The following is an 11014-nucleotide window of genomic DNA, read 5'->3' as shown; positions in this document are numbered from 1 at the left end:
CGAACGCGGAATCCTGATCGAGTCCGAGCAGGGCTTGTTCACCAAGCCGCAGTCGTAGCCGCCTGGTCAGGCCACGACCAGCCCGACAGCCCCACCCGAAGGCCCGAAACGGGCATCACGTCACGTACCGCCCTCTCAAGGACGCCGAGCCGCGCAGCGCGGTGTGGATGCGCGCGGTCGGGCCGCTGGGTGACGATCCGCTGGTGCACACCTGCGCGCTGACGTACGCCAGCGACATGACCCTCCTGGACGCCGTCCGTCTGCCGGTGGAACCTCTGTGGGGTCAGCGGAACTTCGACATGGCGTCGCTGGACCACGCGATGTGGTTCCACCGGCCGTTCCGCGCGGACGAGTGGTTCCTGTACGACCAGGAGTCACCGATCGCGACCGGCGGGCGCGGGCTGGCCCGCGGGCGGATCTACGACCTGCACGGGCGCCTGCTGGTGTCGGTCGTCCAGGAGGGCCTCTTCCGGAAGCTGTAGGGCATGCGCCTCAGGAGCTTCTGCGGCGCAGTCGGCCCAGCAGGCCGCGTGGCGAGCGTCGGGGGCGCTGGGGCGTCCGTGGTTCTTCCCCGGAGCGTGAGGGTGCCGGGTGCGGGGCGGGCTGGTGTGCGCGGGCTTCGTCCAGCGTGCGTTCCAGGTCGGCGCGGAGCCAGGCGATCTCGTCCGGGTCGTCGGCCGTGACGATCTTCTCGACGAGGTGTGCGGCCGGGCTGCCCGGGGCGCCGTGGGCGGGCGGTCCCGGCCGGAACCGGTTCAGGTGGGAGCGGTCGTAGGGATCCCTGACGATCTCCGCGATCTGGAGGGGGTCGAGGAACGCGGCCAGGATTCCGGCCCGTTGCCAGGGGTCGTCGGACTGCCGGAGCAGGAAGCCCAGGTGACGTCCCCGCCAGGTCCGGGCCCTGAGGTCGAGGCCCGCCTCCATCTGGGCCCGCATCGGCGCGGGCGTCCGGCCCTTGAGCAGGGGGCCGTTGTTCTCGTCGGCGGTGAACTGCTGGAGTTCCTGGGCCAGATACAGCCAGACGACGGCCCGGTAGCGGTTGAGGTAGAACTTCACCGGCACGACCAGTCCCAGCCGGGCGAGGCGGGTGAAGCGGGAGGCAGGTACGTCCATGAGGGTTGCCGCCTCGCCCGTCCCGACGACCCGGACGTGCTCGCGCAGTTCCTCCGTCGAACCGAGCAGCCGGTCCAGCTCCGAGCGGGTCACCACCCGGCGGCCCCCTCCGCCCTCGTCGGGCACGGTCCTGATGCGGCCCAGGTGCACGGCGAGGTCGAACTCGGCTCGTTTCAGGCCGAGTTCCCGAGCCGCTCGGCTCGCGGAGCACGACGGGGCCTGCTGTGGTGCGACGGTGTTTCCGGACATGGTCGGTCTCCCCCGTGGAGTCATCGGAGTGACGTGGAGTACGGCGGCCCCGCACGATCCGCGGTGGCCCCGGAAAAAAACCGTAGCCGGAATCGCGGATCTCGTGGCGGCCTGTGGATAACTCCACGGGAGCCGAGAAAACAGCAGGTCAGCGGTCTTCCAGCGGGGCCCGATCGGGCTGGCGGGCGTCCACGGTGAGGTGCTCGCCGACCCGGCTGACGAGCAGCGTCATCTCGTAGGCGATCTGGCCCATGTCGGCCTGCGCGCCGCTGAGCACGCACAGACAGCTGCCGGAGCCGGCCGCGGTGACGAAGAGCAGCGCGTCATCGAACTCGATCATGGTCTGGCGTACCTGGCCCGCGCCGAAGTGGCGTCCGGATCCCTTGGCCAGGCTGTGCAGTCCGGACGAGACGGCGGCGAGGTGCTCGGCGTCCTCACGGCGCAGTCCGGTGCTCGCGCCCGCCACCAGTCCGTCGTTGGACAGGACCAGCGCATGGCGGACGTGGTCGACGCGCTCGGTCAGGTCGTCCAGCAGCCATCCCAGCCCCTGGTTCTGCGCCATGTCTCCGTCTCCCCGCGTGTCATTCCCCGTGTAGGTCCCCCGTGTCTCCTCCGCCTCTCCGGAGGAAACGCCCGCAAGCCTTCCCCAGGACCCGGCGCCGGAGCAAGGAGGATTGCGGCATGGCGCAGAAGATGACCGACGACGAATGGCGGGCGTCCGTCTCGAACGGCACCTGACCGGTGTCGCCCTCAGCTCACCGAGTCGAGCAGCCGGGCGGTGTGCATCCGTCCGGCGTACTCGACGAGCCGGATCAGCACCTCCTTCCCCGAGTCACGGTCCCGGGCGTCGCACAGGACGACGGGGGTGCCCCCGTCGAGGTCGAGGGCGCGCGAGACGTCCTGGGCGCCGTACGTCCGGGCGCCCGTGAAGCAGTTGACGGCGACGACGAACGGGATGTGCCGGTGCTCGAAGTAGTCGACGGCGGGGAAACAGTCCTCGAGGCGCCGGGTGTCGGCCAGGACCACCGCGCCCAGGGCACCCTGCGACAACTCGTCCCACAGGAACCAGAATCGGTCCTGTCCCGGGGTGCCGAACAGGTACAGGGAGAGGCCGGAGCGGATGGTGATGCGGCCGAAGTCCATGGCGACGGTCGTCGTGACCTTCTGGTCGACCCCGTCGGTGTCGTCGACCCATTGGCCCGCTTCGCTCAGCAGTTCCTCGGTACGCAGCGGTTTGATCTCGCTGACCGCGCCCACCAGGGTGGTCTTGCCGACGCCGAACCCGCCGGCGACCAGAATCTTCAACGCCAGCGGGGACGTCTCGCCACCTGTGGCATCGGAGTGCTCGGAGACCATGGATCACTTCTCTTCTCTCGGGAGAGTTCGGCTGCGGTGCAGGTGTGCGAAGTCAGCATCATGACAACTGGGGCCCCTTTCCGAGGGGTTCGACCGCAATCTGCCCGATCTGACCGCGCCCTGCGCGTTCGCGGTGGAAACGTGTCCGCGTGCCTGTGCCAGACGGGTCCGTTCTGCGTCCGGGTCGGCTCGGGTGTGCGCACTACAGGGCCCGCAGCCCCTCGATCACCTCGCGCAGGACACGTTCGTCGGGCAGGTGCGCGGGCGGGACCGGCCGGCTGACGGTGACGCGGCCGAGTTCCAGGAGGTCGCCGAGGAGGACCCGGACCACCCCCACGGGCAGGTCCGCGCCCGCCGCGAGTTCGGCGACGGACTGTGTCTCCGTGCGGCACAGGTCGATGATCGCCCAGTGCTCGGGCCCGAGTGCCGGGCCGTCCGCGCCGGGCTCCCCCGGGGCCAGGGTGACCAGGGCGATCAGATCGAAACGTACTCCGGTGGGGCCGGGTTTGGTGCGTCCGCCCGTCATGGCGTACGGGCGCACCAGGGGCCCGGCCTCGTTGTCGTACCACTGGCTGCCCAGCTCGTGCGGGACGCCGGTCATGTCCTCGGTCATCTCGGCCGGTCGCTCTCTCGTCTCATCCGGCGGCGGGCGGCCGCGCGGCGAGGCGCGGCGGGGTGAAGAGGTGCTCGCCGACCCGTTTGACCAGCCGCGCCATCTCGTAGGCGACCAGCCCGATGTCGGCGGTCACGGCGGTGAGGACGGCGAGGCAGGAGCCGTCTCCGGCGGCGGCCACGAACAGGAAGCCGTCGTCCATCTCCACCATGGTCTGGCGGACTCCGCCGGCGCCGAAGTGGCGGCCCGCGCCCTTGGCGAGGCTGTGGAAGCCGGAGGCGACGGCCGCGAGGTGTTCGGCGTCCTCGCGGGTGAGGCCGGTGGAGGCGCCGACGGCGAGACCGTCGTTGGACAGCACCACGGCATGCCGTACCTCGCTGACGCGCATCACCAAGTCGTCCAGCAGCCAGTCGAGTTCGCCGGACCGCTCGGCCGACCTCGTGCTCGGGTCCTGGATCATGCGGGGTCTCCTTCGCTGCTGTCGCTGCCCGGTGCGGGCTCCGGGGTGGCGCCCCGGCCGGCTTGCCTGCCGCCGCCGCGTGCCCAGCCGGCCCGGTAGGCGGCCATCCGGTCCCGGACGAGTTCGGGGGTGCGCCCGTCGTCGCGCGGGCGGGTTTCCCGAGGCGGTTCCTCGGCGAGTGGCCGGCGCAGCTGGGGGGCGAGGTGCGCCTGCCGCACCCGGCGCGGGAGGTCGTCCGATCCGTCGGAGTCGTCCGGGGGGCGGTGCAGGCGCAAGGCGGTGACTCCAGAGGGCGGGGCGTCGGCCGTGACCGGTTCGGCGGCCCGGACGGGGGCGACCAGGGCGGGCCGGTCGGCGGCCGCGGCGACGGGCTCCTGTTCGAATGTCGGCCGGTCGGGTGCGGGCACATGCGCGTACGCGCGTTCCGTGGGCTGCTCGGTCTCCGCCGCCTCCCGGACGGAACGTTCCGGCTTTCCGCTGTGCAGCAGGGCCGTCGGCAGCAGGACGACCGCGGTGGTGCCGCCGTAGGGCGAGGTCCGCAGGTGCACCTTGACGCCGTGGCGGACGGAGAGCCTGCTGACGACGAACAGTCCGAGCCGGTCGCTGTCGAACAGGTCGAGTGCCTCGGACTGCGCGATGCGCCGGTTGGCCTCGGCGAGGGTCTCCTTGCCCATGCCGAGTCCGCGGTCCTCGACCTCGACGGCATAGCCGTTGCCGACGGGTTCACCGGTGATGCGCACGCGCGTGTGCGGCGGTGAGAACTGGGCGGCGTTCTCGACGAGTTCGGCGAGCAGATGGGTGAGGTCGGCGACGGCGGCGCCGACGACGGCCGTCTCGGGTAGCTGCCGTACCTCCACGCGCGCGTAGTCCTCGACCTCGGAGACGGCGGCGCGGACCACGTTGGTCAGGGAGACCGGCGTGCGCCAGGCCCGGCCGGGGGCCGCTCCGGAGAGGATGATCAGGCTCTCGGCGTGGCGCCGCATGCGGGTGGTGAGGTGGTCGAGCCGGAAGAGGTCGCTCAGCTCGTCCGGGTCGTCGGAGCGGCGCTCCATGCTGTCCAGAAGGCTCAGTTGGCGGTGGACGAGGACCTGGCTGCGTCGGGCGAGGTTCACGAACACGCCCGAGATGCCGCTGGCGAGTTCGGCGCGTTCCACCGCGGCCCGCAGCGCTGCCCGGTGCACGGTCGTCAGGGCCTCGGCGACCTGGCCGGTCTCGTCCTCGGCGGGCGGTCCGGGCGGGGCCTCGGCACGGATGTCGATCTCGTCTCCGGCGCGGAGTCTGCGCATGGCCTCGGGGAGTTTGCGCCGGGCGATCTCGAGGGCGCTGTTGCGCAGGGTGACGAGTTCGACGACGAGTCCTCGGCCGATGCGCACGGAGATGACGAGCGAGGCGAGGACGGCGGCGAGGCCGAAGAGGACCGCGGCGCCCGCCGGGGTGAGCACCCCGCGGGTGAACGGGTCGGCGCGCTCGGCGACATCGCGTCCGGCGGCCGCCTCGATGCCGCGCATGCCGTCCCGCACGCGCGTGTGAGCCTTGTCCCAGGTGGCCTCCGAGGCGGCCGCAACCGCCTTCGCGCCCGGTCGGCTCGCGAGCACATGATCCTCGGTGGCGGCCAGGGCCGTGTAGGCGCTGCCCTCGGCGAGTCGTCGCCAGGTGGTGCGTTCGGGGCCGCGCAGGTCGGTGGCGGCCGACTCCGTCAGGGTACGGCGGGTCTCCACGGCGCCGGTGAACCGTCGCAGTCGCTCGCCGTCGAGGCGGCCGGCCAGGCGGGCGCCCGCGAGGACGGCGTCCTCCTGGGCCAGTGCCTCGCCCGCGCGGGAGAATTCGAGCAGCACGCGCGCGTCGGAGCCGAGTTCGGCGTCCTGGATCCCGGAGAGCGCGCCGTCGACCTGGAAGGCGGCCGAGATCGCGGTCGTGTACCGGTCGTAGGCCTCCTGCCAGTCGGCGCCGCCGTCGAGCACGGCGGTCCGCAGAGGGCGCAGGGCTTCGGCTCCGGAGACGAACGCCTCGAGCCGCTGGGCGACTCCGGCGGGCAGCTCCTGGCCGTCGGCGACGGTGCTGTGGTCGCCGAGGCGGAGTGCGGCCACGGCCGCGTCCGTCCGTTCCGCGAGCCTCCTGAGGTCGTCGTCCTGCCCGGTTGCCGGTTCGGTCGCGAACCGTACGGCGGCCACCCGCTCGTTCTGCAGGGCGGCCACCGCCGCCGCGACGGGTGTACGGACCTCGGAGTCCACGCGTTGCAGCTGGCGCAGCCGGGAGATGTCCTGGGCCGTGGTGACAGTGGCGTACGCCCACAGGGCCAGGAGGGAGACGACCGGCACCATCAGCAGGCAGACGATCTTGGCCCGCACGGTGCGCGGCCGCAGGTGCCGGCGTCCCGCGCGCGTGCGTGTCGCGCCGGCCGAGGTGTCCGGCTGTTCGTCCGGGCCCTCGTCGGCGGGCGGCCCGGCGTGGGCACGCCGCCCGCGCACCGGGGATGGCGCCTCGGCGCCGGCCGTGGGGGTCCTACGGGGTGTACGCATGGCCTCCTCGCTCGGAAGAAGTTCGGGGGTCGTGCCGTCCGGAGAGGTTCGGGGGCGGCGTCGTCCGGTCCGGTCACACGGTCCGGTCCGGTCCGGTCACACGGTCGGGGCCGGCCGGCGGCCGGCGCCGCTCTCCACCGGCTGTTGGGCCGAGGCGGATGCCTCACGCTCCCCGGTGGTGGGCGAAAGCGCGACGAAGGCCGAGGTCAGGAAGAGATAGGACCCGAGGCCGACGGCGAGGGGGAAGATGAACTGCATAGCCGTGGCCCCGGGCAGCGCCGTTCCGGACGGTGTGACGTGCACGCTCACCGCGAGCATGCCGGTGTAGTGCATGCTGCTGACCGCCGCTCCCATCACGAGCGAGGCGACGGTGACCGCGATCGGCGACTTGATGTTGAGCGCCGCCCACAGGGCCGCGGTCGCGGCGACGACGGCGATCAGGACGGAGACGGCGACGAGCGTCGGATCGTAGGAGACGTCGCCGTGCAGGCGGACCGCGGCCATACCCAGGTAGTGCATGCTCGCCACGCCGACACCGGTGGTGAGTCCGCCGATCAGCAACGCGCGCGTGCGGTCGCGGCTGTGGCCGACGGCGAAGACACCGGCGCAGACGACGACCATGGCGACGAGGAGGCTGAGCACGGTCAGCGGAACGTCGTAGCGGATGTCGGTGCCGCTGACGGCGAAGCCGAGCATGGCCACGAAATGCATGGTCCAGATGCCGGTGCCGATCGCGGAGGCGGCGGTGATCAGCCAGTTGCGGCGCGAGTGTCCGGTGGCGCCGAGGGCGCGCACCGTGCAGCGCAGCCCGAGGGCGGCGCCTATGCAGGCCATCACGTACGACAGCACGGGGGTCAGCCAGCCGAAGGCGGCGTGGTCCAGGTGTCCCATGGCCAGGGGACGCTAGCGGGGGCACGGGTGCACAAAGGGGGCGCATTTCGAAAGGTGATGAAATGTGTCGCATAAGTGCGCCGACACGATCGACTCGCGCTCGAACATGCGCACAGCGACATCCTCCTTGGCGGTGAGGGATCATGCCGAACATGAGCGACGACCACACACACGTCCAGGAGTTCTTCACCGCCCGCGCGACGCACTGGGACACGCGCTTCCCCGACGACGGCCCCGTCTACGCGGCGGCGGTCGCCGAACTCGGTCTGCGCGAGGGGGACCGCGTACTGGACGCGGGCTGCGGCACCGGACGGGCCCTGCCGCCCCTGCGGGCGGCCGTGGGGCCCTCGGGGGTGGTCGTGGGGGCCGATCTGACCCCGGCCATGCTCCAGGCCGCGGTACGGGCCGGACGTGACCGCGACGGGCGGCTGCTGCTCGCCGATGTCGCCGCCCTCCCCCTGCGCGCCGAGTCGCTCGACGCGGTGTTCGCGGCGGGCCTCATCGCCCATCTGCCCGACCCGGCGGAGAACCTGCGCGAGCTGGCCCGGGTGGTGCGCCCCGGCGGCGTCCTGGCGCTGTTCCACCCGATCGGCCGCGCCGCCCTCGCCGCCCGGCAGGGGCGGCAGATCACTCCGCAGGACCTGCGTGCCGAGCCGAACCTGCGTCCCCTGCTGGCCGGTTCCGGCTGGCGCCTGACGTCGTACGTCGACGAGGACACCCGTTTCCTGGCCCTGGCCGTCCGGGAGAGCTGACGGCTCACCCGGCTGCGGCGACCGCTCTCACGAACGCGTCCACGTCGTCGAACATGTCGAACATGACGTTGTGACCGGGTCGTCGAACATGACGTTGTGACCGGCACCCGGCACCGTCACGACAGGGACGCCCGCTTCTGTCCTGACGTTCCTGCGGCATCTGGACGACTCCGCCGCGCAGGCGGCCGTACTCCGATGGCGGCTGGCCTTCTCCCAGGGGCCGACGAGCTTTTTCTACGACGGTGACCGGCCCCTGGGCGCCGAGGAACTCGACGACCCGTTCCGGCGGGGCGTGCTGACCATCGCGCGGGCCACGTCCCGGGCCGAGATCACCTGGCTGCGCGAGACGCCGACCTCACTCGCCGGTTGACCCGCCCCCGGCATGGCGAACCGGGCAGCCGCGCAGGCCCGGCACCGGGCGCGTGCCCAGGTCGCCGAGGCGGTAGCCGTTCGGATAGCCCTTGATCTCCCAGTTCTGCCGCGCGTAATGGGGTGCGCTGCGGGGCGGGAGCAGCCGGACCGCGCGTCCACGCGCGCGTACGGCCTTGCGCACCAGCGTGCGGACGGCCGGGCTCGGAGGGGTGTAGCGGAAAGCCGTCAGGAGCGGTTCGTCGAGCAGGGCCAGCGTGGCGGTGCGCAGGAGGGGGGCGAGCGCTCGCGGATACCAGGAGGCCATCAGGTCGAGCGTGGCGTCCGAGACGCGGCGCGCGTCCTCGTCCCAGGCGAAGTGGGCCTTCTCGTAGGCGTCGAGACAGGCCTCGAACGACTCGTAGGTCTCCGGAATGCCTCTGATGCCCATGAGCCGGCCCAGCGTGCCGTAGTGGACGGTGGAGGCCACGATCTCGTGACGCGACATGCGCCGCCATCCGTAGGCGTCGGTCCACCGCTTGGGCATGACGACGAAGGTGCACAGCACGTAGCGCAGGTCGTCGTTGCTGATGTCGTAGCTGCGGTGCATCTGATTGATGCGGCGCACCGCCGTCCGGCCCAGGTCGCTGTCGAAGCCGTGCTCGACGACGGCGTCGAGGAGCAGGGAGGTGTCGTCGTAGCGCTTCTGGGAGCGGTCCGTGAGCTCGGCCGTCTCCGCCAGCAGTCGGCCGATGCTCGGCACCGCGTATGTGCGGTAGAGGGCGATTTCCAGGGCGCGGGTGAAGTCCCAGGGGAACTCGTACGCCGCGGTGAGCCGGTAGATCTCGTGGGCGTCCCGACAGGGATCCATGCGCCGGATCTGTTCGAGTCGGTCGAATCGCTTCACCGCACGGTTCCCCTTCTGCCGCCGTGACTCCAACTCTACGTTGGGTAAAGGGAGCTGAGAGGACCGGTGCAAGGCGTGCCATCGTATGGGGGAAGGGCATCATCATGTTCGACAGGATCCGCAAGGCCGGTGCGAGGCTCTTCGGGGGGCAGCGCATACAGTCGTCCACCGGCCCCGACGGGTCTCGGCCCGACGCCGGGAAGGGGCCCGCCGCCACGAAGCGCCCGCACAATCTGTTCGAGGCGGCCGCCGCGTACGTCTCGGCCTGCGCCGAGGACGATCAGGACCGGATCGACGAGGCGGCGGGCTGGGTGTCGCCGGAGGCGCTGTCCTTCGGGGTCAACGAACTCGCCTGCCGCGCCGTCCTCGTGCTCGCGCGCGAACGCGACGAGTCGCCCGCGGCGGTGGCACGGGCGCTGCTGGGGCTGCCGACCGTGTGACGGGACGGCGAAGGGTGGCCGATTCGCCCCGTCAGGTCGGAAAACTGCAGCTCCGGGTATGTCGGGGAGTCGTGACAAGGGCCTTCCCGCCGCACTAGGGTGCGCGCCGGTGGACCAATGGATGGGGAGGCTGGGATGGCCGGGACGGACGAGGACGCCGTCGCCGCCGCGGACGACGCGCTCTATGTGCTCACGGCGGCGCTGCTGACGCCGGCGAAGTTCCCGGTGGTGCTCGGGGACGACTACCCGGAGGCCTGTGCGGCGCTCGGCCTCGCGCCGCTGGCCGACGGGTACGGCCTGGTGCTGGGCCAGGACGGCGACGGCGCGCGGTGGACGGTCGTCATCGACGACGTGTCGCTGGTGGCCGTCGCCATCGCGTCGTGGGACTGCGGCATGGAGCACGAGTTGTCGCCCGACGAACGGACGGTGGTCGCGGCACTGCCGGGGTGGCCGCTGGATGTCGCCGTCGCGGCGCCCGGTGTGCCGGACCCGCACGATCCCGGCCCCGAGATCGCGGACGGCCCCGCACTGGCCCCTCCGGACACGTCCGTGTGGGGCCCGGCCCAGCGGCGTCTGGGCGCCGACGAGATAGCGGTCCAGTGGACCTTGTGGCGGGACCGGATAGACGACGCCGAGTTCACCGCCGCCCCTGACGCGGCAGTCCCTGCCGAGGGCATCGACCAGGCGGACGGCGACGGCGGGGCGAAGCGGGACAGCGGCTCGGCCGGTGACGCCGGCGCCGCCACGGAGGGAGGCGCGGACGGGAGCGAGTCCGTGCAGGAGGCGACGGAGGGGCACCGCGACATCCGGCGGGTGCTGGCCGAGGCCCGCGCCTACGTGGAGACGCCGCCGCCGCTGGGCCGGGTGCGGTCGTCGTTCGCACCCGGTGACGCGCGCACCCTGCGCGCCGACGGCCCGGGCTGGTCGCTGGTGGCCCGGACCGACGACATCGCGTTCCTCCTGCTCGACGCGCGGCCCGGCGAGGTGCTCCCGGTCGGCCGGGGGCCGGAACTGCCAGGGCTCCTCGAGGCGCTGGACAAGATGGCCGTACGCCCGTCCTGAGACGGCACGAGGGCCGCGGTGAGGCACTGTTCGGGGCCATCACACCCCACACGCCCCCGAAGGGCGTGCGCCCCACCGCGGTCCTCGTCTCTCAGCGGCCGAGCTCCTTGCGGGTGACGCGGCGCAGCCTGCGCCGCTGTGAGGGATCCAGCGTGAGGTAGGCCGCCGCCGGAACTCCCAGCACGATCAGCAGAGCCGCCCACCAGGGCAGCCAGATCAACAGCAGAATCCCGACCGCCACACCTCCTGCGGCGATCTTCGCGTTCCTCGACATGTGCGTCGCCTCCTTCGCGGCTCCTGCCGC

12 protein-coding genes and 2 pseudogenes are annotated in these 11014 nt (G+C 72.2%); 5 read left to right on the top strand and 9 right to left on the bottom strand.

Annotation, left to right across the window (positions count from 1 at the left end; all coding sequences use genetic code 11):
* Nucleotides 1-134: 134 nt before the first annotated feature.
* Nucleotides 135-482, top strand: a pseudogene (locus ACLZN2_RS44370) (acyl-CoA thioesterase); the annotation flags it as partial.
* Nucleotides 483-492: 10 nt separating this feature from the next.
* On the opposite strand, the gene ACLZN2_RS44365 reads toward ACLZN2_RS44370, so the two are convergent.
* The 7 genes from ACLZN2_RS44365 to ACLZN2_RS44335 all read right to left on the bottom strand — a co-directional run bounded on the left by ACLZN2_RS44365 (nt 493) and on the right by ACLZN2_RS44335 (nt 7201).
* The gene (locus ACLZN2_RS44365; protein WP_416985503.1) at nt 493-1362 is read right to left on the bottom strand and encodes a DUF6397 family protein; all 870 of its coding nucleotides are present in this window, start codon (nt 1360-1362) and stop codon (nt 493-495) included.
* A 148-nt stretch (nt 1363-1510) separates the two neighbouring features.
* Nucleotides 1511-1924, bottom strand: a complete 414-nt coding sequence (locus tag ACLZN2_RS44360) for a roadblock/LC7 domain-containing protein (protein WP_416985502.1) — start codon at nt 1922-1924, stop codon at nt 1511-1513.
* A 188-nt stretch (nt 1925-2112) separates the two neighbouring features.
* Nucleotides 2113-2718, bottom strand: a complete 606-nt coding sequence (locus ACLZN2_RS44355; protein WP_416985501.1) for a GTP-binding protein — start codon at nt 2716-2718, stop codon at nt 2113-2115.
* 202 nt (nt 2719-2920) lie between these two features.
* Complete coding sequence (locus ACLZN2_RS44350) at nt 2921-3331, bottom strand: DUF742 domain-containing protein (protein WP_416985500.1); 411 nt, start codon at nt 3329-3331, stop codon at nt 2921-2923.
* A 22-nt stretch (nt 3332-3353) separates the two neighbouring features.
* Complete coding sequence (locus ACLZN2_RS44345) at nt 3354-3791, bottom strand: roadblock/LC7 domain-containing protein (RefSeq protein ID WP_416985499.1); 438 nt, start codon at nt 3789-3791, stop codon at nt 3354-3356.
* The gene (locus tag ACLZN2_RS44340; protein WP_416985497.1) at nt 3788-6310 is read right to left on the bottom strand and encodes a nitrate- and nitrite sensing domain-containing protein; all 2523 of its coding nucleotides are present in this window, start codon (nt 6308-6310) and stop codon (nt 3788-3790) included. The genes ACLZN2_RS44345 and ACLZN2_RS44340 overlap by 4 nt, the downstream gene beginning before the upstream one ends.
* 96 nt (nt 6311-6406) lie before the next feature.
* Nucleotides 6407-7201 carry an MHYT domain-containing protein gene (locus tag ACLZN2_RS44335; RefSeq protein ID WP_416985496.1) on the bottom strand — a complete coding sequence of 265 codons (795 nt, stop codon included), beginning with the start codon at nt 7199-7201 and terminating at the stop codon, nt 6407-6409.
* 152 nt (nt 7202-7353) lie between these two features.
* Between ACLZN2_RS44335 and ACLZN2_RS44330 the strand changes: the two genes are divergently transcribed.
* Both ACLZN2_RS44330 and ACLZN2_RS44325 read left to right on the top strand, forming a co-directional pair.
* Entirely contained in the window at nt 7354-7953 is a 600-nt protein-coding gene (locus ACLZN2_RS44330; protein WP_416985495.1) for a class I SAM-dependent methyltransferase, read from the top strand.
* A 136-nt stretch (nt 7954-8089) separates the two neighbouring features.
* Nucleotides 8090-8323, top strand: a pseudogene (locus ACLZN2_RS44325) (PadR family transcriptional regulator); the annotation flags it as partial.
* Here ACLZN2_RS44325 and ACLZN2_RS44320 read toward each other — a convergent pair.
* Nucleotides 8309-9208 (bottom strand): oxygenase MpaB family protein, encoded by a 900-nt coding sequence (locus tag ACLZN2_RS44320; protein WP_416985493.1) that lies wholly within the window; start codon nt 9206-9208, stop codon nt 8309-8311. The pseudogene ACLZN2_RS44325 and the gene ACLZN2_RS44320 sit on opposite strands and share 15 nt — an antisense overlap.
* Nucleotides 9209-9312: 104 nt before the next feature.
* Here ACLZN2_RS44320 and ACLZN2_RS44315 point away from each other — a divergent pair, with 104 nt between their 5' ends.
* On the top strand, nt 9313-9648 hold the full coding sequence (locus ACLZN2_RS44315; RefSeq protein WP_416985491.1) for a hypothetical protein: 336 nt from the start codon (nt 9313-9315) through the stop codon (nt 9646-9648).
* 135 nt (nt 9649-9783) lie between these two features.
* Nucleotides 9784-10710: a hypothetical protein gene (locus tag ACLZN2_RS44310; protein WP_416985489.1), complete on the top strand. Its 927-nt coding sequence runs from the start codon at nt 9784-9786 to the stop codon at nt 10708-10710.
* A 91-nt stretch (nt 10711-10801) separates the two neighbouring features.
* On the opposite strand, the gene ACLZN2_RS44305 is transcribed toward ACLZN2_RS44310, so the two are convergent.
* Nucleotides 10802-10984 (bottom strand): hypothetical protein, encoded by a 183-nt coding sequence (locus ACLZN2_RS44305; protein WP_133912925.1) that lies wholly within the window; start codon nt 10982-10984, stop codon nt 10802-10804.
* Nucleotides 10985-11014 lie beyond the last annotated feature (30 nt).

The sequence above is a fragment of the Streptomyces sp. T028 genome, from assembly GCF_048159505.1.
GTDB lineage: Bacteria > Actinomycetota > Actinomycetes > Streptomycetales > Streptomycetaceae > Streptomyces.
The sequence above is the reverse complement of the archived record's forward strand: the minus strand, read 5'-3'. Positions and strand labels throughout refer to the sequence as shown.

Bases quoted from the DNA above. Each gene is read 5' to 3' on its own strand.
- ACLZN2_RS44310 (WP_416985489.1), top strand. From the start codon at position 9,784: ATGGCCGGGACGGACGAGGACGCCGTCGCCGCCGCGGACGACGCGCTC.
- ACLZN2_RS44345 (WP_416985499.1), bottom strand. From the start codon at position 3,791: ATGATCCAGGACCCGAGCACGAGGTCGGCCGAGCGGTCCGGCGAACTC.
- ACLZN2_RS44340 (WP_416985497.1), bottom strand. From the start codon at position 6,310: ATGCGTACACCCCGTAGGACCCCCACGGCCGGCGCCGAGGCGCCATCC.
- ACLZN2_RS44315 (WP_416985491.1), top strand. From the start codon at position 9,313: ATGTTCGACAGGATCCGCAAGGCCGGTGCGAGGCTCTTCGGGGGGCAG.
- ACLZN2_RS44305 (WP_133912925.1), bottom strand. From the start codon at position 10,984: ATGTCGAGGAACGCGAAGATCGCCGCAGGAGGTGTGGCGGTCGGGATT.
- ACLZN2_RS44355 (WP_416985501.1), bottom strand. From the start codon at position 2,718: ATGGTCTCCGAGCACTCCGATGCCACAGGTGGCGAGACGTCCCCGCTG.
- ACLZN2_RS44350 (WP_416985500.1), bottom strand. From the start codon at position 3,331: ATGACCGAGGACATGACCGGCGTCCCGCACGAGCTGGGCAGCCAGTGG.
- ACLZN2_RS44330 (WP_416985495.1), top strand. From the start codon at position 7,354: ATGAGCGACGACCACACACACGTCCAGGAGTTCTTCACCGCCCGCGCG.
- ACLZN2_RS44335 (WP_416985496.1), bottom strand. From the start codon at position 7,201: ATGGGACACCTGGACCACGCCGCCTTCGGCTGGCTGACCCCCGTGCTG.
- ACLZN2_RS44360 (WP_416985502.1), bottom strand. From the start codon at position 1,924: ATGGCGCAGAACCAGGGGCTGGGATGGCTGCTGGACGACCTGACCGAG.
- ACLZN2_RS44365 (WP_416985503.1), bottom strand. From the start codon at position 1,362: ATGTCCGGAAACACCGTCGCACCACAGCAGGCCCCGTCGTGCTCCGCG.